This is a genomic window from Pseudomonas sp. MPB03 (genome assembly GCF_046605385.1).
Taxonomy (GTDB): domain Bacteria; phylum Pseudomonadota; class Gammaproteobacteria; order Pseudomonadales; family Pseudomonadaceae; genus Aquipseudomonas; species Aquipseudomonas zanjanensis.
Genome location: NZ_CP176770.1, coordinates 6213962 through 6234874, shown reverse-complemented (window position 1 = coordinate 6234874; position 20913 = coordinate 6213962). Strand labels below are relative to the sequence as shown.

General features: G+C 60.0%; 16 protein-coding genes and 1 pseudogene. 12 read left to right on the top strand and 5 right to left on the bottom strand.

Annotation, left to right across the window (positions count from 1 at the left end):
- The first annotated feature begins 7 nt into the window (after positions 1–7).
- The gene (locus tag ACLH0I_RS27235) at positions 8–778 is read left to right on the top strand and encodes an electron transfer flavoprotein subunit beta (RefSeq protein WP_411385831.1); all 771 of its coding nucleotides are present in this window, start codon (positions 8–10) and stop codon (positions 776–778) included.
- A gap of 166 nt (positions 779–944) precedes the next feature.
- Complete coding sequence (locus tag ACLH0I_RS27230) at positions 945–1511, top strand: N-acetyltransferase family protein (RefSeq protein ID WP_411385830.1); 567 nt, start codon at positions 945–947, stop codon at positions 1509–1511.
- 941 nt (positions 1512–2452) lie between these two features.
- Here ACLH0I_RS27230 and gbcA read toward each other — a convergent pair.
- Positions 2453–3748 carry a glycine-betaine demethylase subunit GbcA gene (gene gbcA, locus ACLH0I_RS27225; RefSeq protein ID WP_186729152.1) on the bottom strand — a complete coding sequence of 432 codons (1296 nt, stop codon included), beginning with the start codon at positions 3746–3748 and terminating at the stop codon, positions 2453–2455.
- 283 nt (positions 3749–4031) lie between these two features.
- Between gbcA and gbcB the strand changes: the two genes are divergently transcribed.
- Positions 4032–5132, top strand: coding sequence for a glycine-betaine demethylase subunit GbcB (gbcB, locus tag ACLH0I_RS27220; RefSeq protein ID WP_249877141.1), 1101 nt, complete (start codon positions 4032–4034; stop codon positions 5130–5132).
- 151 nt (positions 5133–5283) lie between these two features.
- Here gbcB and ACLH0I_RS27215 read toward each other — a convergent pair whose 3' ends face one another.
- The gene (locus tag ACLH0I_RS27215) at positions 5284–6324 is read right to left on the bottom strand and encodes a low specificity L-threonine aldolase (RefSeq protein ID WP_411385829.1); all 1041 of its coding nucleotides are present in this window, start codon (positions 6322–6324) and stop codon (positions 5284–5286) included.
- Positions 6325–6517: 193 nt separating this feature from the next.
- Here ACLH0I_RS27215 and ACLH0I_RS27210 point away from each other — a divergent pair, with 193 nt between their 5' ends.
- From ACLH0I_RS27210 to ACLH0I_RS27170, 9 genes and pseudogenes are all read left to right on the top strand, one after another.
- Positions 6518–7222 (top strand): TraX family protein, encoded by a 705-nt coding sequence (locus ACLH0I_RS27210; protein WP_411385828.1) that lies wholly within the window; start codon positions 6518–6520, stop codon positions 7220–7222.
- Between the two features lie 308 nt (positions 7223–7530).
- Positions 7531–8784, top strand: coding sequence for a serine hydroxymethyltransferase (gene glyA, locus ACLH0I_RS27205; protein WP_207967332.1), 1254 nt, complete (start codon positions 7531–7533; stop codon positions 8782–8784).
- Positions 8785–8806: 22 nt separating this feature from the next.
- Positions 8807–10057, top strand: coding sequence for a sarcosine oxidase subunit beta (locus ACLH0I_RS27200; protein ID WP_003177603.1), 1251 nt, complete (start codon positions 8807–8809; stop codon positions 10055–10057).
- Between the two features lie 14 nt (positions 10058–10071).
- Complete coding sequence (locus ACLH0I_RS27195; RefSeq protein ID WP_186707145.1) at positions 10072–10401, top strand: sarcosine oxidase subunit delta; 330 nt, start codon at positions 10072–10074, stop codon at positions 10399–10401.
- Positions 10398–13415 carry a sarcosine oxidase subunit alpha gene (locus ACLH0I_RS27190; protein WP_411385827.1) on the top strand — a complete coding sequence of 1006 codons (3018 nt, stop codon included), beginning with the start codon at positions 10398–10400 and terminating at the stop codon, positions 13413–13415. The genes ACLH0I_RS27195 and ACLH0I_RS27190 overlap by 4 nt, the downstream gene beginning before the upstream one ends.
- 168 nt (positions 13416–13583) lie before the next feature.
- On the top strand, positions 13584–14216 hold the full coding sequence (locus ACLH0I_RS27185; RefSeq protein ID WP_250965666.1) for a sarcosine oxidase subunit gamma: 633 nt from the start codon (positions 13584–13586) through the stop codon (positions 14214–14216).
- Positions 14217–14376: 160 nt separating this feature from the next.
- The gene (gene purU / locus ACLH0I_RS27180) at positions 14377–15234 is read left to right on the top strand and encodes a formyltetrahydrofolate deformylase (RefSeq protein WP_039590651.1); all 858 of its coding nucleotides are present in this window, start codon (positions 14377–14379) and stop codon (positions 15232–15234) included.
- A gap of 227 nt (positions 15235–15461) precedes the next feature.
- Entirely contained in the window at positions 15462–16661 is a 1200-nt protein-coding gene (gene fdhA, locus ACLH0I_RS27175; protein ID WP_122566627.1) for a formaldehyde dehydrogenase, glutathione-independent, read from the top strand.
- Positions 16662–17260: 599 nt separating this feature from the next.
- Positions 17261–17379: pseudogene (locus ACLH0I_RS27170) on the top strand (hypothetical protein); the annotation flags it as partial.
- 69 nt (positions 17380–17448) lie between these two features.
- Here the strand turns inward: ACLH0I_RS27170 and ACLH0I_RS27165 are convergent.
- The 3 genes from ACLH0I_RS27165 to ACLH0I_RS27155 all read right to left on the bottom strand — a co-directional run bounded on the left by ACLH0I_RS27165 (position 17449) and on the right by ACLH0I_RS27155 (position 20827).
- A complete protein-coding gene (locus ACLH0I_RS27165) occupies positions 17449–18513 on the bottom strand; it encodes an RHS repeat-associated core domain-containing protein (RefSeq protein ID WP_411385826.1) in 1065 nt (354 codons plus the stop codon).
- Between the two features lie 73 nt (positions 18514–18586).
- A complete protein-coding gene (locus ACLH0I_RS27160; RefSeq protein WP_411385825.1) occupies positions 18587–19729 on the bottom strand; it encodes an RHS repeat-associated core domain-containing protein in 1143 nt (380 codons plus the stop codon).
- A gap of 105 nt (positions 19730–19834) precedes the next feature.
- On the bottom strand, positions 19835–20827 hold the full coding sequence (locus tag ACLH0I_RS27155) for an RHS repeat-associated core domain-containing protein (protein ID WP_411385824.1): 993 nt from the start codon (positions 20825–20827) through the stop codon (positions 19835–19837).
- Positions 20828–20913 lie beyond the last annotated feature (86 nt).

The following is a 20913-nucleotide window of genomic DNA, read 5'->3' as shown; positions in this document are numbered from 1 at the left end:
AACGTTCATGAGTACCCAAGTGATCAGCCTCGTCTCCATTGGCGCCCACCCGACCTCTGGTCGACCTCGACGGGCCGAACAGGACGCCCGGGCCGTGGAGCTGGGCCTGCAACTGGCCGGCAACGACTTGCAAGTGCTGCACGCCGGCGACGTGGCCGAGCCGGCCCTGCGCGCCTACCTGGGCATGGGCCTGGATGAACTCCACGTCCTGGAAAATCCCGACGGGGCCGACGCCCTGCCGGCCTTGACCGACTACCTACGTGACGCTGGCGCCCAAGTGGTGCTCACCGGCAGCCAGGCGGAAACCGGCGAGGGCTCGGGCATGTTGCCGTTTTTGTTGGCGGAAAACCTCGGCTGGCCTCTGGTGGTGGGGCTGGCCCAGGTCGAGTCCATCGAAAACGGCGCGGCCCTGGTGCTGCAAGCCTTGCCTCGCGGCCAACGGCGACGTCTCAAAGTGCGCCTGCCGTTCCTGGCCACTGTGGATAACGCTGCGCCAAAACCTCGGCAAAGCGCCTACGGCCCGGCCCGGCGTGGAGCGTTGCATGCCGAGGAGGTCGAAGTGATCGACGACACCCTGCTGGCGGTAGCCACCCTGCAACCGGCCAAACCACGGCCCAAGCGCTTGAAAGTGATCAAGGCCAAGAGCGGCGCCGACCGCATGAAAGCCGCCACGGCCAAGGCCAGCGGCGGAGGCGGACAAGTGCTCAAGGGCGTGAGCCCGGAGGCGGGGGCCGAGGCGATTCTCAAGTTGCTGGTGGAGGAAGGGTTGGTTCGCTGAGCCCGGACTTGCCTTGAATCCCTGTGGGAGCGAGCTTGCTCGCGATAGCCATCCATCAGTCACTACAGGGTTGACTGTGCTGACGCCATCGCGAGCAAGCTCGCTCCCACAGGGAATTGGTGGAGCAACTGAGGCTCGTATCAAGCCCAAGCATTGGAGCCCAGCAATGGAAGTTGAATTTCGTCCGGCCTTGCCCACGGATGCACGGGCGATCGCCCGTCTGTTCCGGATTTCTTCGGAGGGTGCGTCGGATTACATCTGGAGCCAATTGGCGGAGCCAGGGCAGGACCTCTTGGAAGTAGGGGCCGCTCGTTATGCCCGAGAGAATGTCGATTTTTCCTACCAGAACTGTTTGGTCGCCCAGGCGGATGGCCGGGTCATCGGCATGATGCACTGTTATGTCACGCGCGAGGATCCGCTGGCGGCGCCGGTGACGGATCCGGTCCTGGCGCCCTACGCCTACATGGAAGTGCCCGACACCCTCTATATTTCAAGCCTGGCCCTGCATGAAGGCTGGCGTAACAAGGGGCTCGGCGTGCGCTTTCTCGAGTTGGCGCAACAGCGTGCCGACCAACTGGCGCTCAAGGGCTTGAGCCTGATCGACTATGCCGCGAATACCGGCGCCCGGCGCTTTTATGAGCGCCATGGCTTTTGCATCGTTAAAACCTGCCAGGTATTCCCGCACCCGCTGATTCGGGTGACGGGGGAGGCTTATTTGATGCATCGGCCTTGATCGTCATTACCGCCTCACCAGAAACCCTTGTGGGAGCGAGCTTGCTCGCGATAGCAGTCTGTCAGTTAACGATGAAGGTGACTTCAGTCCCTCATCGCGAGCAAGCTCGCTCCCACAGGATTTAACGGGTTTACCCACAATCCCTGTGCGCGCCTCTGTGGATAACCTGTTCGCCCCTCGCTGCACCCCATGCAAACCAGGCGCTCCAGGCCTGCGATCAAAAAACAGCCAACCTAACCCACGGTTTTTATTGGCTTTTGTTTGTGAATAACGATCCCTTCCGGCCGAAACTTGCCCCCAATCTCTGTTGGCGCTTCTGTGGATAAGATGTTCGCTCTACGCTACAAGCCAGACGGGCCGGGCCGCTCATGGAATTGATCATAAAGTGATCAAACGATCTTTTTTATCAGGAAAACCACGGAAAAACCTTGATTTACATGCCGTCCAAAGGGTTTTCCACAGAATCGTCAAATTTACCCCCAAACACTGTTGGCGCTTCTGTGGATAAGGTGTTCGCTCCCCTCTACAGCCCAGGTATTACAGGGCTTACAGAGTATTGGTCAAAAAACAACCGATAGTGTCGGCAAACCGTCGTTTTCCATAAGTCACGGTTTTTATTCACTTTGCTGCTGAAAAAATGCCCGACCTATCCCACTTGTCCCCATTTGCTGTGGGTGGCCATGTGGATAACTTGTTCGCCAAACGCTGTAAGCCACGGCTGGCGTAGCGCAATTCGCTATAGGTCAAATTTCATACAGTTCTAAGGAGCGTCTTGAAGGCAGGCCTGTCGCCTGTCTTGGGGAGGATGGGTCGGTGCGGTGGTCTTCAAAGTAATCAGGTGAATGTTGAGCCGCCTTCGCGAGCAGGCTCGCTCCCACAAGGGATCTTGGGCGCACCGAAGATCAAATGTGGGAGCGAGCCTGCTCGCGAAGCTTTTGATGTCAGCCCTGGACTGGAACGCCCTTGAGGTACGGCGCCGGTTCAGCCCCCAGGTTGTTGAGCATGCGCTCGCTGTACCAGTCCACGAAGTTCACCACGCCAAACTCATAGGTCTTGGAGTAGGGGCCTGGCTGGTAGGCGGTGGAGTTGATGCCGCGCTGGTTTTCCTCGGCCAGGCGACGGTCCTGGTCGTTGGTGGCGTCCCAGACTTCGCGCATGCGCGCCACGTCGTAGTCCACGCCTTCGACTGCATCCTTGTGCACCAGCCACTTGGTGGTGACCATGGTTTCCTGGGCGCTGATCGGCCACACGGTGAACACGATGATGTGGTCGCCCATGCAGTGGTTCCACGAATGCGGCAGGTGCAGGATGCGCATCGAGCCCAGGTCCGGGTTCTTGATGCGGCCCATCAGCTTGGCGCAGCCTTGCTTGCCGTCCATGGTCATCGACACGGTGCCCTTGAGCAGTGGCATGCGCACGATGCGGTTGCGCAGGCCGAAGCTGGCGTGGGCGTAAGGAATCTTCTCGGCGTCCCAGGCGGCGGCGGAAGCGGCCACGTGGTCCTTGAAGGCCTGGTCGGCCCGTGGGTCGGTGACGTCGTCCCATTCCAGCAGGGTCTTGAGCAGTTCAGGGTGCGAGGCGTTGCAGTGGTAGCACTCGCGGTTGTTCTCCAGCACCAGTTTCCAGTTGGCTTTTTCCATCAAGGTGGTTTGCACAGCCACCTTGGTGTTCTCCATGTCGTAGGGTTCCATGTAATGGTTCAGCGTCGACAGGAAGTCATCGATGGCTGGCGGGTTCTCGGCCAGGCTGATGAAGATGTAGCCGCCAGCGGTCTTCACGTTTACCGGTTTGAGGCCGTACTGCTTCATATCGAAGTCGGCGCCCATCTCGGTGCCGGCGAACAGCAGGCGACCGTCCAGCTCGTAGGTCCACTGGTGGTAGTGGCAGACCAGTTTGGCGACTTTGCCTTTTTCGCTGGTGCACAGCCGCGAACCGCGGTGGCGGCAGACGTTATGGAAGGCGTGCACCACACCGTCGGCGCCGCGAATCACGATGATCGGGTTCTTGCCGACTTGCAGGGTCAGGTAGTTGCCCTTGGCCGGGATCTCGCAAGTCATGCCGGCGATCAACCATTCTTTCTGGAAGATTTCCTGCATGTCGATATCAAACAGGCGCTCATCGCTGTAGAACGGTTGCGGCAGCGAAAAGGTACGCTCGCGCTCCTGCAGCATTTGCGCGGTGGCCTTGCGTGCGGGTTCCAGCGGATCGCCCAGGCTCAGGGTAGTGGTGACGTCCATCGTTTTATCCTCATGGCCATCTTTGTGGCCGGCGAAAAATGACTAATCGGTTGTGCTACGCAAGGCAGAAAACTTTGTTTATCTGTTGGGGCGAGTGTGGGGCCGCGCAGGGGCGCAACCTTATCCATGGGCGACATGGCCCAATCTGTTCCCGACGCGCTAGCCCCGGTCGTTGGGGGCTGGTCGCGATAAGTATGTGAATGTCGCAGATAGGTAAATGGTCACCCAGGCGCCTGCGCACAATCGCCCTCATGAAGGCCGACAGTCGGCCGTGGAGATCAGCATGTCCAATAACTTCCTGAACCCGGTCACTACCCAGACCTGGGCCAATGGCCGACATATCGTACGTTGCGTCAAAGTCATCCAGGAAACCTGGGATGTGCGCACCTTCTGCTTCATGGCCGACCAGCCGATCATGTTCTTTTTCAAGCCCGGGCAGTTCGTCACCCTGGAGCTGGAAATCGAAGGCCAGCCGATCATGCGCTCCTACACCATCTCCAGCTCGCCGTCGGTCCCCTACAGTTTCTCGGTGACCATCAAGCGCGTGCCGGGGGGCAAGGTCTCCAACTGGTTGCACGACACCCTGCACGAAGGCCAGGAGCTGGCGGTGCACGGGCCGGTGGGGTTGTTCAACGCCATCGATTTCCCGAGCCCCAAGGTCCTTTACCTGAGCGGTGGCGTGGGAATCACGCCGTGCATGTCCATGGCCCGTTGGTTTTACGACACCAACGCCAATGTCGACATGACCTTTATCCACAGCGCCCGCTCGCCAAAGGACATCATCTACCACCGCGAGCTGGAACACATGGCGTCGCGGATCGACAACTTCAGCTTGCACCTGATCTGCGAAAAGCATGGCCTGGGCGAGCCGTGGGCCGGGTATCGCGGTTACCTGAACCACAAGATGCTGGAATTGATGGTGCCCGACTTCCTTGAGCGCGAGGTGTTCTGTTGCGGGCCGACCCCGTACATGACCGCGGTCAAGCGCTTGTTGGAAGCGGCCGGCTACGACATGAAGCGTTACCACGAGGAGTCCTTCGGCGCCACGCCACCGGAAGCCCGCGCCGATGCGGTGGAACAGGCCGAACAGGCGGCAGATGCGCCAGAGGTCGATGCGGCGGACCTGCACCTGGTGGAGTTCACCTCTTCTGGCAAGAGCATTCGCGTGGGGCCGGGAGAAACCGTCCACGCCGCCGCCGCCAAGCTCGGCATGATGATCCCCAAGGCCTGCGGCATGGGCATCTGCGGCACCTGCAAGGTGCTTAAGCTGGGCGGGGAAGTGGAGATGGAGCACAACGGCGGGATCACCGAGGACGACGAGGCCGAGGGTTATATCCTGTCGTGCTGCAGCGTGCCGAAGGGGGATGTGCGGATCGAGTTTTGATTTGCTCGCTCGGGTAGATGTAAATCCCTCTGTGCCTGGAGGGATTTACTTGTACTTGGAGGGATTTATCTGTGGCGAGGGAGCAAGCTCCCTCGCCACAAAAGCTAAAAAGCCCCCAGCGCCCAAAAAACCGAAGATATCGGTCGTTGCTTCAGGCGCTCATCACTTCCCGAATATCAGCCGCCAGTTCCCGCACCCGCGCTTCCTCGGTATCCCACGAGCACATGAAGCGTGCGCCGCCCTTGCCGATGAAGGTGTAGAAGCGCCAGCCCTTGGCCGTCAGTGCGGCGATGGCCGGTTCCGAGAGTTGCAGAAACACGCCGTTGGCCTGGACCGGGAACATCAGATCCACGCCGGGAATGTCGCTGACCAGTTCTGCCAGTAGTTGTGCGCAGCGGTTGGCGTGGCGGGCGTGCTTGAGCCAGGCGTCGTTTTGCAGCAGGCCGACCCAAGGCGCGGAGAGGAAGCGCATTTTCGAAGCCAACTGCCCGGCCTGTTTGCAGCGGTAGTCGAAGTCTTCGGCCAGGTCGTGGTTGAAGAACAGGATCGCTTCACCAACCGCCATGCCGTTTTTCGTGCCGCCGAAGCACAGCACGTCCACGCCGGCTTTCCAGGTCAGGTCGGCCGGGGTGCAGTCGAGGAAAGCGCAAGCGTTGGAAAACCGTGCGCCGTCCATGTGCAGGTTCAGCCCCAGTTCCTTGCAGGTGATGCTGATGGCGCGTATTTCATCCGGCGTGTAGACACTGCCGACTTCCGTGGCTTGGGTCAGGGTCACGACGCGTGGCTTGGGATAGTGAATGTCCTGGCGCTTGAGCGCGATCTCGCGGATCGACTCGGGGGTCAGCTTGCCGTTTTCGGTGCGAGCTACCAGCAGCTTTGAGCCGTTGGAGAAGAACTCCGGGGCGCCACATTCATCGGTTTCGACGTGGGCGGTTTCCGAGCAGATCACGCTGTGGTAACTCTGGCACAGTGACGACAGCGCCAAGGAGTTGGCCGCGGTGCCGTTGAACGCAAAAAATACTTCGCAGTCGGTTTCGAACAAGGCCCGGAAATCATCCGCCGCGCGGTGGGTCCATTCGTCGTCGCCATAGGCGCGCTGGTGGCCCTGGTTGGCTTTTTCCATGAACGCCCAGGCTTCGGGGCAAATGCCGGAATAGTTGTCGCTGGCGAATTGTTGGCTCTTGTCGGTCATGGCCGTGCTCCTTGAATAGAGAGTCCTGGGTAAGAGATCCCTGGCGGAATTCCCGGGTGGGGGTTCCTTGGTTCGACGTGCTTGAGTCCGCAACGTCGTGGTCTATGTTGGTGCGCACTTTACCCAAGATTAGCGAGGGAACATAAGTGATGTTTCTGTCAGAAAATCACAACGTCCCAGGGCCGACGCACACATGAATCGGCGTGACGGTGCCTTGGACCTGCTCAAATGGCTGGCATTGTTGTCGATGGTGCTCGATCACCTGCGATATGTCGGTTTTTCCGCCGATTGGCTGTACGTGCCGGGACGCCTGGCGTTCCCGTGGTTCTGCCTGGCGATGGCGGCGAACCTGGCGCGCAGCGGCGCCGATAATGCGCGATGGCGTTACCTGGGTTGGCTGTTGCTGTTCAGTGCCGTCAGCGAAATTCCTTATCGCTTGTTCATTCCCGACCCCGCCACCTTGAATGTCATGCCTACGTTGGTGCTTGGGTTATGGGTGGCACGCTGTTGGCAGACGCCCACCTTGGAAGCGCGCTGCCTGGCCGCGGCGGCATTGCTGCTGGCGGTGCTGTTCTCGTCGCGGCTGATGTTCGGTTTCTTTGGTGTATTGCTGCCGCTGGTGATGTTGCTGCTATTCAAGCGTTCCTTGTATCTGGCCTTGTTGCCGGGATTGGTCTGTGTCGCGGCCAACCAATGGCGGGTGTTGTATGGCGCGGCGTGGCTGGGGGATGGGGTGGCGTTGTGGGGGCTGGTGGCTTGCCTGATCGCGCCATGGCTGGGGCTGGTGCTTTTGCGACAGGCGGGTCGTTTTCATCCACTGCCAATGCGGCGTTGGGCGTATGCATTGTATCCCGCGCATTTTCTAGTGCTGCTCGCGGTTCGCCAGATCGTCCCATAGCCGTTGTGGCGAGGGAGCTTGCTCCCGCTGGGCTACGAAGTAGCCCCAAGACCAAACACCTGGGTTTATCAGGTAGATCTGCGTGGGCCTTTCTGGGAGGGCTTCGCCCTCCAGCGGGAGCAAGCTCCCTCGCCACAGGGGGAGTGTTCCATTCCATTTGAGCACATGTCGTAAACGCACCTTTGCGTGGCGTCCATAGGCATTTGACATGCCTGCGCCAGCCATACCATCGCATCCAAAGGGCACGACCGAAACGGTCCGTGCCTCACCGAGACGAAAGGCGCACCGCCGCCGCTGGGAGAGACGCGATGTTCAGCAAGCAAGACCAAATCCAAGGCTACGATGATGCACTGCTGGCGGCGATGAACGCCGAAGAGCAACGCCAGGAAGATCACATCGAACTGATCGCGTCAGAGAACTACACCAGCAAGCGCGTGATGGAGGCCCAGGGCAGCGGCCTGACCAACAAGTACGCCGAAGGCTATCCGGGCAAGCGCTACTACGGTGGTTGCGAACACGTCGACAAAGTCGAAGCCCTGGCCATCGAGCGCGCCAAGCAGCTGTTTGGCGCTGATTACGCCAACGTCCAGCCGCACTCCGGTTCGTCGGCCAACAGCGCCGTGTACCTGGCCCTGCTGCAAGCCGGCGACACCATCCTGGGCATGAGCCTGGCCCACGGCGGTCACTTGACCCATGGCGCCAAGGTGTCGTCCTCGGGCAAGCTTTATAACGCGGTGCAATACGGCATCGACACCACCACGGGCCTGATCGACTACGACGAAGTCGAGCGCCTGGCGGTCGAGTGCAAGCCGAAGATGATCGTCGCCGGTTTCTCCGCTTACTCCAAGACCCTGGATTTCCCACGTTTCCGCCAGATCGCCGACAAGGTCGGTGCCCTGTTGTTCGTCGACATGGCCCACGTCGCTGGCCTGGTTGCCGCTGGCCTGTACCCGAATCCACTGCCATACGCCGACGTGGTCACCACCACCACCCACAAGACCCTGCGCGGTCCACGTGGCGGCCTGATCCTGGCCAAGGCCAACGAAGAAATCGAGAAAAAGCTCAACGCCGCGGTATTCCCCGGCGCCCAGGGCGGCCCGCTGATGCACGTGATCGCCGGCAAGGCGGTGTGCTTCAAGGAAGCGGCGGAGCCTGGCTTCAAGGCTTACCAGCAGCAAGTGATCGATAACGCCCAGGCCATGGCTGGCGTGTTCATCAAGCGCGGCTACGATGTAGTGTCCGGTGGTACCGATAACCACCTGTTCCTGGTCAGCCTGATCCGTCAGGGCCTGACCGGCAAGGACGCCGATGCTGCACTGGGCCGCGCCCACATCACCGTCAACAAGAACGCCGTGCCGAACGACCCGCAATCGCCGTTCGTGACCTCTGGCCTGCGCATCGGCACCCCGGCGGTGACCACCCGTGGCTTCAAGGTTACCCAGTGCGTCACGCTGGCCGGCTGGATCTGCGACATCCTCGACAACCTCGGCGATGCCGATGTCGAGGCCAATGTCGCGCAGCAAGTGGCGGCCCTGTGCGCGGACTTCCCGGTTTATCGCTGAGTCGGTTTTGGAGTAAATGACTATGCAACGCTATTCGGGCTTCGGCCTCTTCAAACACTCACTCAGCCATCATGAAAACTGGCAGCGGATGTGGCGCACGCCGACCCCGAAAAAGGTCTACGACGTGGTCATCGTCGGCGGTGGCGGGCATGGCCTGGCGACTGCCTACTACCTGGCCAAGGAACACGGCATCACCAACGTGGCCGTGGTCGAGAAGGGCTGGTTGGGCGGCGGTAACACGGCGCGCAACACCACCATCGTGCGCTCCAACTACCTGTGGGACGAATCGGCCCACCTGTACGAACACGCGATGAAACTCTGGGAAGGCCTGTCCCAGGACCTGAACTACAACGTGATGTTCTCCCAGCGTGGCGTCTACAACCTGTGCCACACCCTGCAGGACATCCGTGATTCCGAGCGTCGCGTCAGTGCCAACCGCCTCAACGGCGTGGACGGCGAGCTGCTCAACGCCAAGCAAGTGGCCGACGAGATCCCGTACCTGGATTGCTCGAAGAACACCCGCTACCCGGTGATGGGCGCCACCGTACAGCGTCGCGGCGGCGTGGCCCGTCACGATGCCGTGGCCTGGGGCTTTGCCCGGGCGGCGGACGCGTTGGGCGTGGACCTGATCCAGCAGACCGAAGTGATCGGTTTCCGCAAGGAAAACGGCGTGTGCATCGGCGTGGAAACCAACAAGGGCTTCATTGGCGCCAAGCGCGTCGGCGTGGTCACTGCCGGTAACTCCGGGCACATGGCCAAGCTCGCCGGCTTCCGTCTGCCGATCGAATCCCACCCGCTGCAAGCGCTGGTGTCGGAGCCGATCAAGCCCATCATCGACAGCGTGATCATGTCCAACGCCGTGCACGGCTACATCAGCCAGTCCGACAAGGGCGACCTGGTGATCGGCGCCGGTATCGACGGCTACAACGGCTACGGCCAGCGTGGCTCGTACCCGGTGATCGAACACACGGTCCAGGCCATCGTCGAGATGTTCCCGGTGTTGTCCCGCGTGCGCATGAACCGTCAGTGGGGCGGCATCGTCGACACCACCCCGGACGCCTGCCCGATCATCTCCAAGACCCCGGTGCCGAACATGTTCTTCAACTGCGGTTGGGGCACCGGCGGCTTCAAGGCAACACCTGGCTCGGGCAACGTGTTTGCCGCGAGTCTGGCCAAGGGCGAAATGCACCCATTGGCCGCCCCTTTCTCCATCGACCGTTTCCACAACGGTGCGTTGATCGATGAACACGGCGCTGCTGCGGTTGCCCACTAACAGGAGAAATCCCCATGTTGCATATCTTCTGTCCTCACTGCGGCGAACTGCGCTCCGAAGAGGAATTCCATGCATCCGGCCAGGCGCATATCCCGCGTCCACTGGATCCGAACGCCTGCACCGACGAGGAGTGGGGCGACTACATGTTCTTCCGTGACAACCCACGCGGGTTGCACCATGAACTGTGGGACCACGTCGCCGGTTGCCGTCAGTACTTCAACGCGACCCGTGACACCGTGACCTACGAGATTCTCGAAACCTACAAGATCGGCCAAAAGCCGCAGTTCACCGACAAGGCTGACAGTCCGAAAGCGGCTGCACAGGCTCTGGGAGAGAAGGTATGAGCCAGATCAATCGCCTGTCCAACGGCGGACGGATCGACCGCAACAAAGTGCTGAGCTTCACCTTCAACGGCCAGACCTACAAAGGCTTCGAGGGCGACTCCCTGGCCGCTGCGCTGCTGGCCAACGGTGTCGACATCATCGGCCGCAGCTTCAAGTATTCCCGGCCGCGCGGCATTTACGCCGCCGGTGCCGAAGAGCCGAACGCGGTGCTGCAGATCGGTGCCACCGAAGCCACGCAAATCCCGAACGTGCGCGCCACGCAACAGGCGCTGTACCAGGGCCTGGTCGCCACCAGCACCAACGGCTGGCCGAACGTGAACAACGACATGATGGGGATTCTCGGCAAGGTCGGCGGCAAGCTGATGCCGCCGGGCTTCTACTACAAAACCTTCATGTACCCGCAATCGTTCTGGATGACTTACGAGAAGTACATCCGCAAGGCCGCGGGCCTGGGTCGCTCGCCGACCGAGAACGATCCGGACACCTACGACTACATGAACCGTCACTGCGACGTGCTGATCGTGGGCGCTGGCCCGTCTGGCCTGGCTGCCGCGTTGGCGGCTGGCCGCAGCGGTGCCCGCGTGATCCTGGCCGATGAGCAGGAAGAGTTCGGCGGCAGCCTGCTCGACTCCCGCGAGAGCCTGGACGGCAAGCCGGCGACCGAGTGGGTCGCGGCTGCGGTGGCTGAACTGCGCTCGATGCCCGAAGTGGTGTTGCTGCCTCGCGCCACCGTGAATGGCTACCACGACCATAACTTCCTGACCATCCACGAGCGCCTCACCGACCACCTCGGCGACCGCGCACCGATCGGCCAGGTTCGCCAGCGCATCAACCGCGTTCGTGCCAAGCGCGTGGTGTTGGCGACCGGCGCCTGCGAGCGGCCGCTGGTCTACGGCAACAACGACGTGCCGGGCAACATGCTGGCTGGCGCGGTTTCTACTTACATCCGCCGCTACGGCGTGGCGCCGGGCAAGAAACTGGTGCTGAGCACCAACAACGACCACGCCTATCGCGTGGCCCTGGACTGGTTCGACGCCGGCCTGCAAGTGATCGCCGTGGCCGATGCCCGCAGCAACCCACGGGGTGCGCTGGTGGAAGAAGCCCGCGCCAAGGGCATCCGTATCCTCACCGGCAGCGCCGTGATCGAGGCCCGTGGCAGCAAGCGCGTCACCGGGGCCCGTGTGGCCGCGATCGACGTCCGCGCCCACAAAGTCACCAGCCCTGGCGAATGGCTGGACTGCGACCTGGTGGCCAGCTCCGGCGGCTACAGCCCGGTGGTCCACCTGGCGTCGCACCTGGGCGGCAAGCCGATCTGGCGCGAAGACATCCTCGGTTTCGTACCGGGCGAAGCGCCGCAAAAGCGTGTCTGCGTCGGCGGTGTGAACGGCGTCTACAGCCTCGGCGATAGCTTGGCCGACGGTTTTGAAGGCGGCGTGCGCGCGGCCAGCGAAGCCGGCTTCAAGGCGGTGGAGGGCGTGCTGCCCAAAGCCCTGAGTCGTCATGAAGAACCGACCCTGGCGCTGTTCCAGGTGCCTCACGAAAAATCCACTGCCCGGGCGCCGAAGCAATTCGTCGACCTGCAGAACGACGTCACGGCCGCCGCCATCGAACTCGCCACCCGCGAAGGCTTCGAGTCGGTGGAACACGTCAAGCGCTACACCGCACTGGGCTTCGGCACCGACCAGGGCAAACTGGGCAACGTCAACGGCCTGGCCATCGCGGCCCGTTCGCTGAACGTGAGCATCCCGCAGATGGGCACCACCATGTTCCGTCCGAACTACACGCCGGTGACCTTCGGCGCGGTGGCGGGCCGGCACTGTGGGCACATCTTCGAGCCGGTGCGTTTCACCGCGCTGCATGCCTGGCATGTAAAAAACGGTGCCGAGTTCGAAGACGTCGGCCAGTGGAAGCGCCCTTGGTACTTCCCGAAGAATGGCGAAGACATGCATGCCGCGGTCAAGCGCGAATGCAAGGCCGTGCGTGACAGCGTCGGCCTGCTCGACGCCTCGACGCTGGGCAAGATCGACATCCAGGGCCCGGACGCCCGCGAGTTCCTCAACCGCGTCTACACCAACGCCTGGACCAAGCTCGACGTGGGCAAGGCCCGCTACGGCCTGATGTGCAAGGAAGACGGCATGGTCTTCGACGACGGCGTGACGGCCTGTCTGGCGGACAACCATTTCCTGATGACCACCACCACCGGCGGCGCCGCGCGCGTACTGCAATGGCTGGAGATCTATCACCAGACCGAATGGCCGGACCTGAAGGTGTACTTCACCTCGGTCACCGACCACTGGGCGACCATGACCCTGTCGGGCCCCAACAGCCGCAAGCTGCTGAACCACGTCACCGACATCGACCTGGACAAGGACGCCTTCCCGTTCATGACCTGGAAAGAAGGCCTGGTGGGCGGCGTGCCGGCCCGGGTGTTCCGGATCTCGTTCACCGGTGAACTGTCGTACGAAATCAACGTGCAGGCCGACTACGCCATGGGCGTGCTCGAACAAATCGTCGAGGCCGGGAAGCAGTACAACCTGACCCCGTATGGCACCGAGACCATGCACGTACTGCGGGCCGAGAAGGGCTTCATCATCGTCGGCCAGGACACGGACAGCTCGATGACCCCGGACGACCTGAACATGGGCTGGTGCGTCGGCCGGACCAAACCGTTCTCGTGGATCGGCTGGCGCGGCATGAATCGCGAAGATTGCGTGCGTGAAGACCGCAAGCAACTGGTGGGCCTCAAGCCGATCGATCCGAATGTCTGGCTGCCGGAAGGCGCGCAACTGGTGTTCAACACCAAGCAGGCGATCCCGATGACCATGGTTGGCCACGTGACCTCCAGCTATGCCCACAACTCCCTGGGTTATTCGTTTGCCATGGGCGTGGTCAAGGGCGGCCTCAAGCGGATGGGCGAGCGCGTGTTCGCGCCATTGGCCGACGGCAGTGTGATCGAGGCAGAGATCGTTTCTTCGGTGTTCTTCGATCCGAAGGGGGATCGGCAGAATATCTAGTGGGCTTGAGGTCCTGTGGGAGACCGGCGATACCGCGCCGGCTTCATCGCGAGCAAGCTCGCTCCCACAGTTGATCGTGTAACCCTTGTGGGAGCGAGCTTGCTCGCGATGACGGCCTGACGGCCACCGCAAGGGTTTGACTCAACAGCATTCAGACAGGTGCTCCATATGACCGCAGTCAACGTGTACCAACAACGCCCAACCACCGGGGCCAAGGCCGAGTCGTCGCTGCACCATGCCGACCTCGCCAGCCTGGTGGGCAAGGGTCGCAAGAACGCCGGCGTGACCGTGCGCGAGAAAAAACTCCTGGGCCATTTGACCATTCGTGGCGACGGCCACGACCCGGCGTTCGCCGCCGGTGTCCACAAGGCCCTGGGCCTGGAATTGCCAGGTGCCCTGGCCGTCGTCATCAAGGGCGAGACCAGCCTGCAATGGCTCGGCCCGGATGAATGGCTGCTGGTGGTGCCCACCGGCGAAGAATTCGCCGCCGAGCAGAAACTGCGTGAAGCCCTGGGCGACTTGCACATCCAGATCGTCAATGTCAGCGGCGGCCAGCAGATCCTCGAACTGTCCGGCCCGAACGTGCGCGACGTGCTGATGAAATCCACCAGCTACGATGTTCATCCCAGCAACTTTCCGGTGGGCAAGGCCGTGGGCACGGTGTTCGCCAAGTCGCAACTGGTGATCCGCCACACCGCTGAAGACACCTGGGAACTGGTGATCCGCCGCAGCTTCTCCGATTACTGGTGGCTGTGGTTGCAGGATGCCGCGGCGGAGTATGGGTTGAGCGTGCAGGCATAAGGACTAAAGCCGACCACGGCTTTTGTGGCGAGGGAGCTTGCTCCCGCTGGGCTGCGCAGCGGCCCTCGCTTTTGGCGGTTGCTGCGCAACCGAGCGGGAGCAAGCTCCCTCGCCACGGGGTTCTGCGTCGCTTCGTTAATTTTGAACAGGAGTCACCGCAATGAGCCGCGCCCCAGACACATGGATCTTGACTGCCGACTGCCCCAGCGTGCTCGGCACGGTGGATGCGGTGACCCGCTTTCTGTTCGAGCAGGGCTGCTACGTCACCGAGCACCACTCCTTCGACGACCGGCTCTCGGCGCGTTTCTTCATTCGTGTGGAGTTCCGCCAGCCCGACGGTTTTGACGAGCAGAACTTCCGTGCCGGCCTGGCCGAGCGCGCGCAAGCCTTCGGCATGGTCTTCGAACTGACGCCGCCCAACTACCGGCCCAAAGTGGTGATCATGGTCTCCAAGGCCGATCACTGCCTCAACGACTTGCTCTACCGCCAACGCATCGGCCAATTGTCCATGGACGTGGTGGCCGTGGTTTCGAACCACCCGGACCTCAAGCCCCTGGCCGACTGGCACCAGATCCCCTACTACCATTTCCCCCTGGACCCGAACGACAAACCGGCCCAGGAGCGGCAGGTGTGGCAGGTGATCGAAGACACCGGCGCCGAACTGGTGATCCTTGCCCGCTACATGCAAGTGCTGTCGCCGGAACTGTGCCGCAAGCTCGACGGCAAGGCGATCAATATCCATCACTCGTTGCTGCCGGGTTTCAAGGGCGCCAAGCCGTATCACCAGGCCTACAACAAAGGCGTGAAGCTGGTGGGCGCCACGGCGCACTACATCAACAACGACCTGGACGAAGGCCCGATCATCGCCCAGGGCGTGGAAGTGGTGGACCACAGCCACTATCCCGAAGACCTGATCGCCAAGGGCCGGGACATCGAAGGGCTCACGTTGGCCCGGGCGGTGGGGTATCACATTGAGCGAAGGGTGTTCTTGAACGCCAATCGTACTGTGGTTCTTTAGATTTTTGGGGCCGCTTCGCAGCCCATTCGCGAGCAGGCTCGCTCCCACAGGATCTGTGTCGGTCAGCAGATCTTGAACACACCGACGATCCACTGTGGGAGCGAGCCTGCTCGCGATGAGGCCCTTACAGACAACAAAGAAACAAAGCCACAAGCACTAACCCGAGCAATCAACGCGCTGCCTGCCTGGGCAACGCAGTTCCACAAAAACAACAGCGAGGTGAAAGCATGTCTGGTAATCGTGGTGTCGTGTATCTCGGCAACGGCAAGGTCGAAGTACAGAAAATCGACTATCCAAAAATGCAGGACCCGCGCGGCAGGAAGATTGAGCACGGTGTCATCCTGCGCGTGGTCTCCACCAACATCTGCGGCTCCGACCAGCACATGGTCCGCGGCCGTACCACTGCCCAGACCGGCCTGGTCCTGGGTCACGAAATCACCGGTGAAGTGATCGAGAAGGGCAGCGACGTCGAGAACCTGAAAATCGGTGACCTGGTGTCGGTGCCGTTCAACGTGGCTTGCGGGCGCTGCCGTTCCTGCAAGGAGCAACACACCGGTGTGTGCCTGACCGTCAACCCGGCCCGTGCCGGCGGTGCCTACGGTTACGTGGACATGGGCGACTGGACCGGCGGCCAGGCCGAATACGTGCTGGTGCCGTACGCTGACTTCAACCTGCTGAAACTGCCGGACCGGGACAAGGCCATGGAGAAAATCCGCGACCTGACCTGCTTGTCCGACATCCTGCCCACTGGCTACCACGGCGCCGTCACCGCCGGCGTTGGTCCTGGCAGCACCGTCTACATCGCCGGTGCCGGCCCGGTTGGCCTGGCCGCCGCCGCTTCCGCTCGCCTGCTGGGCGCGGCCGTGGTCATAATCGGCGACGTCAACCCGGTTCGCCTGGCCCACGCCAAGGCCCAGGGTTTCGAAATTGCCGACCTGTCCACCGATACACCGCTGCACGAGCAGATCGCCGCACTGCTGGGCGAGCCTGAAGTCGACTGCGCCGTCGATGCGGTAGGCTTCGAAGCCCGCGGCCACGGCCATGACGGCGTCAAGCACGAAGCCCCGGCCACCGTGCTCAACTCGTTGATGGGCGTGGTCCGCGTCGCCGGCAAAATCGGCATCCCCGGCCTCTACGTCACCGAAGACCCGGGCGCCGTCGATGCCGCCGCAAAAATGGGCAGCCTGAGCATCCGCTTCGGCCTGGGCTGGGCCAAATCCCACAGCTTCCACACCGGCCAGACCCCGGTAATGAAATACAACCGCCAGCTGATGCAGGCGATCATGTGGGACCGTATCAATATTGCTGAAATCGTTGGCGTACAGGTGATCAGCCTGGATGATGCGCCGAAGGGGTACGGCGAGTTTGATGCGGGTGTGCCGAAGAAGTTTGTGATTGATCCGCACAAGTTGTTTAGTGCGGCGTAAGGTTGTAGGCAAGACGGAGAAAGGGCGACAGTGATGTCGCCCTTTTTATTGATATATAACTGGCCCTCAAGGTTGTTTATAGAGTTTCAGCTCTGCATTCCTCCAGGCCGGCTGAGGCGGGTAGCTATCGTCATCTTGATATGTCTCCCGATAACTATATATGCAGGTATTTGCTATAGGGCTGGACGTTTTTAACGTCATTTGGTAATCAGGTTCTAAAAAATTAGGGCCTACGGCTTCACCCCGCCAGATAATTTTTCCAGAGGTGTCCTTCACACTGTATTCGTCGTAGATCGTTCGGCCAGGAATGGGCTCCGGCCCCAAACGAAACACTATTTCTCCTACAGCGGGACAGTTTGCTGCGTTCGCAGCATGGGTGACGCCCAAGAGGCCAGCGACGCAAAGCAAGCCAATTATTAAACTGCGCATTTCATGTACTCCCTTGTGGATCGGAGTAACGATGATTGCTGAGCGTCGTGCTTGAGCCTACTGTCAGAAATAACAGTAGGGTAGACCAAACGAAAATAGCCGGCTGGCTGCTTCAGTCCAACGGGAGCAAGCTCCCTCGCCACGGTTACTGTTGGGCCGTTGCGGCCCCCGAAATCGTCGGTGTGCAGGTGATCAGCCTGGATGATGCGCCGAAGGGTCATGGCGAGTTTGATGCGGGTGTGTCGAAGAAGTTTGTGATTGACCGCATAAGTTGTTTAGTGCGGCGTAAGGCTGGAAGCTAGACGGGAGAAGGGCGACAGTGATGTCGCCCTTTTTATTTATCAGGCGCAAATCTCAATTATAAGTTCTGATCGGCTGTCGTCTGGCGGATTCTTTTGATTTGGGGGTGTTGGTGGATTACTGTTGAAGGGCGCTTTAGAGCGTGTCTAGACTCTAATAGCTTTGCTTTAGTGTGAGCGCTGAGAGTCATCTTCTTGGCGAGTTCGGCCATAGGGTTGGTGCTGCGTTGGGAACGTTTGGCAAAAGAAAGCAACGTCTCATTTTCTAAAACTTGCGACGGCAGATGGCCCTTCGACTTGCCCTTGCCAATGGATAGTAGCTCGGGATGCAGAAACAATGGAACCTCTTTCGCAGCCCCATTAAAGACTGGGCGTAAGTGGGATTTTACTAAGCCGTACATACCTTTGGATGTCAGTGATAGTTCCAGTAAATATTTGGATTCTATATTGCTCACGATGTTATCGAGAATGTGGGGTGCGCCTAAGAGTTTGTCAAATGGGCCTATGTTTTTGATTGGTTCCGATGTGACGGTTACTTTTTTTATCGCTGTCATGGCTTTAGGGAAGGGATATGACATCTGCCCCGGCCATCTGATATGTCCTGTCGGGTCCTGGTGATTCACTGGATCTCCAGCGCAATACGTATACGCATTCAACCCACCCTCCCCAAACGGACTCAAACTGTCCGGGCTGTTAAACCGCATCAACACCGGATTGAACGCCCGATACCCGTTGCCCAACAAATAATGCCCGGTCACCGGGTCCGGCCGTTCGCCGTTGAAGCCGAGCAGGCTGAGTAAACCGTTCTCCGCAGGGCGATGGCCGTAGGGTGTGTAGGCGAGGGGATGAGGCAGCGTGGTTTCGAGCGCGTACAGCACCGAGCGTTGCTGATCGGTGGCGAGCAAAGTGGTTTCGATGTCGTCATCCTGGCGCTGTTGTTGCGTCAGGAGTTGGTCGTCCTGCTGGAAAATCGAGCGTTTTACCGAGCCCTGGATTTCACTGGTCAGGCGCTCTTTCAGGTAGAAGCGCTGGGTGTGGGCTTGGGTGGCCGGCAGGAAACCGGCCAGGCGATCGAGAGGGTCATAGTGGTAGCGGCAAAGTAGCGTTTCGTCTGTAGCAGGCATGGGTTTGGCTCTGAATAAAAACTCCGACGGAGGTAGTAGGCTCAGGCAGATGCACAGGGTTTGTCCAGCTAGATCAAGTGTGTCCCCCAACCTGAAGGATTCTGACTATTCGAGCTTTTTCTTGAATCTCGAAAGTTACTCGCTCTCCTTTGCTAAGACGTATTTGATATTGCTGGCCAGTTAGTTTTTTAAGTTGTGTTTGGCCTGCCAGTCGGGAAGCTTCGGCTGCTGAGATGCCGTTATGATGAATTAAGTTTTGGAATATATCGAAACGTTCCTGTGCGGCCTTGGTTAAACCGCTTCGCGCGAACCTCGCGCCTTCTTTTGAGTAGATCCAACGGCGCTGTTCGGTGCCAATGAGGGGCTTTTTAACGGTTGCTTTGCTTGGTGTGTTGACTGTATTAGCTCCTTTCCCGCCAAGCGTGATCGACCGTGGTTCCGCAAATGCAGCGTTGGTTGCTGGGGATTGATGTATAGGCTTTACGCTATTGGCACGGCGAGCTAGAGAAAAGTGGGAGGGCGGAGGAAGATAAGCATTGGGAATAATCACTACCGAATTGTTGGTTCCGACTGCAGACACTGATGGTGGAGAAAGCGCTGCTGCTGGTAAGCTCAGGCGTCGCAATGACAAGGTTGCTAGGCTCTTGACCCCAGAGGGGCTCAGAAAACTCGCCGCTACCCACCAAGTGTGTCCTGTTGGATCATTCCAATTAACCGGATCTCCCACGCAATAGGCGTAAGTATTCAACCCACCTTCCCCAAACGGACTCAAACTGTCCGGGCTGTTAAACCGCATCAACACTGGATTGAACGCCCGATACCCATTACCCAACAAATAATGCCCCGTCACCGGATCCGGCCGTTCGCCGTTGAAGCCGAGCAGGCTAAGTAAGCCGTTTTCCGCAGGGCGATGACCGTAGGGTGTGTAGGCGAGGGGACGGGGCAGTGTGGCATCGAGCGCGTGCAGCACCGAACGTTGCTGATCGGCGGCGAGTAACGTGGTTTCGACGGCGCTCTCCTGGCGCTGTTGTTGCGCCAGGAGTTGGTCGGCCTGCTGGAAAATCGAGTGTTGTACCGAGCCTTGGATTTCGCTGGTCAGGCGTTCTTTCAGGTAGAAGCGCTGGGTGCGGGCCTGGGTCGAGGGTGTGCAGTTGACCAAGCGATCCAGTGGGTCGTAATGGTAACGGCAGAGCAAGGTTTTATCTGTGGAGGACATGGGGCTTTGCTCTGTGGGAAATACAGATAGCATCATCATGTTCAGGGAGAAGGGCGGTTGTCTAGCTAGCAGAAGTGTTAGGTTTGGTTGTCGGGTCTACTTAAATCAAACAAAATGATAACTAGGGGCCCTTATATAATTGGAGTGCGGTGTAAGTCCATAAGGTAAAGATTGGGGGATGGTGACGGATACAGAAGATAGCGTAAATATTTCCTTCGGTAGTTGGATTGTAACTCGCTTCGGGAGTCCAAGAATATTTCTAACGTTATCTTTTATCATCTGCCCCAGCGAGCCAGCTTTGTACGCGTTGAGCACGGCGATGGCGCCGCGAGTCAAGGCTCCTCCCACTAACGCTGCCGTGCCCGCGGCCGAGACCAAGGGGCCATACGTGTTGCCTGCAAGTTGCATGACTGCCCCCACAGCACTCATTGCGGAACCTGACAGACTGGCACGGGTGGCCCACAGCGCCGGACCATTAGCTTTAGGTCCTAAAATCATGCTCACTGGAACTATGCTGTGCAGCGCAATGGTTAAACCGCGTTGTATCGTCGGCAATATCCATTGGGCAAACTCGCCTGTTGGGTCCGTGTAATTAACAGGATCTCCCAAGGCATAGGCGTAAGCGTTTATTCCACCTTTATCGAAGGGGCTGCGCCTGTCCGGGCTGTTAAACCGCATCAACACCGGATTGAACGCCCGATAGCCATTACCCAACAAATAATGTCCCGTCAGCGGGTCCGGCCGTTCGCCGTTGAAGCCGAGCAGGCTGAGTAAACCGTTTTCCGCGGGGCGATGGCCGTAGGGTGTGTAGGCGAGGGCGCGGGGCTGTGTGGCATCGAGCGCATGCAGCACCGAGCGTTGCTGATCGGTGGCGAGCAAGGTGGTTTCGACGCCGCCGTCCTGGCGCTGTTGTTGCGCCAGGAGTCGGTCGTCCTGCTGGAAAATCGAGCGCTGTACCAAGCCCTGGATTTCGCTGGTCAGGCGTTCTTTCAGGTAGAAGCGCTGGGTGCGGGCCTGGGCTGATGGTGTGCAATCGGTCAGGCGATCCAGTGGGTCGTAGTGGTAACGGCAGAGCACGGTTTTATCTGTGGAGGACATGGGCTTTGCTCTGTGGGAAATACAGATAGCACTATCATGTTCAGGGAGAAAGGCGGTTGTCTAGCTAGCACAAGTGTTAGGTTGTT

What these genes read in the sequence shown, in the direction of transcription:
- ACLH0I_RS27185 (WP_250965666.1), top strand. Translation starts at nt 13,584, where the DNA reads ATGACCGCAGTCAACGTGTACCAACAACGCCCAACCACCGGGGCCAAG.
- ACLH0I_RS27190 (WP_411385827.1), top strand. Translation starts at nt 10,398, where the DNA reads ATGAGCCAGATCAATCGCCTGTCCAACGGCGGACGGATCGACCGCAAC.
- ACLH0I_RS27195 (WP_186707145.1), top strand. Translation starts at nt 10,072, where the DNA reads ATGTTGCATATCTTCTGTCCTCACTGCGGCGAACTGCGCTCCGAAGAG.
- ACLH0I_RS27165 (WP_411385826.1), bottom strand. Translation starts at nt 18,513, where the DNA reads ATGCCTGCTACAGACGAAACGCTACTTTGCCGCTACCACTATGACCCT.
- ACLH0I_RS27200 (WP_003177603.1), top strand. Translation starts at nt 8,807, where the DNA reads ATGCAACGCTATTCGGGCTTCGGCCTCTTCAAACACTCACTCAGCCAT.
- glyA (WP_207967332.1), top strand. Translation starts at nt 7,531, where the DNA reads ATGTTCAGCAAGCAAGACCAAATCCAAGGCTACGATGATGCACTGCTG.
- purU (WP_039590651.1), top strand. Translation starts at nt 14,377, where the DNA reads ATGAGCCGCGCCCCAGACACATGGATCTTGACTGCCGACTGCCCCAGC.
- ACLH0I_RS27155 (WP_411385824.1), bottom strand. Translation starts at nt 20,827, where the DNA reads ATGTCCTCCACAGATAAAACCGTGCTCTGCCGTTACCACTACGACCCA.
- ACLH0I_RS27230 (WP_411385830.1), top strand. Translation starts at nt 945, where the DNA reads ATGGAAGTTGAATTTCGTCCGGCCTTGCCCACGGATGCACGGGCGATC.
- ACLH0I_RS27210 (WP_411385828.1), top strand. Translation starts at nt 6,518, where the DNA reads ATGAATCGGCGTGACGGTGCCTTGGACCTGCTCAAATGGCTGGCATTG.
- ACLH0I_RS27160 (WP_411385825.1), bottom strand. Translation starts at nt 19,729, where the DNA reads ATGTCCTCCACAGATAAAACCTTGCTCTGCCGTTACCATTACGACCCA.
- gbcA (WP_186729152.1), bottom strand. Translation starts at nt 3,748, where the DNA reads ATGGACGTCACCACTACCCTGAGCCTGGGCGATCCGCTGGAACCCGCA.
- ACLH0I_RS27235 (WP_411385831.1), top strand. Translation starts at nt 8, where the DNA reads ATGAGTACCCAAGTGATCAGCCTCGTCTCCATTGGCGCCCACCCGACC.
- ACLH0I_RS27215 (WP_411385829.1), bottom strand. Translation starts at nt 6,324, where the DNA reads ATGACCGACAAGAGCCAACAATTCGCCAGCGACAACTATTCCGGCATT.
- fdhA (WP_122566627.1), top strand. Translation starts at nt 15,462, where the DNA reads ATGTCTGGTAATCGTGGTGTCGTGTATCTCGGCAACGGCAAGGTCGAA.
- gbcB (WP_249877141.1), top strand. Translation starts at nt 4,032, where the DNA reads ATGTCCAATAACTTCCTGAACCCGGTCACTACCCAGACCTGGGCCAAT.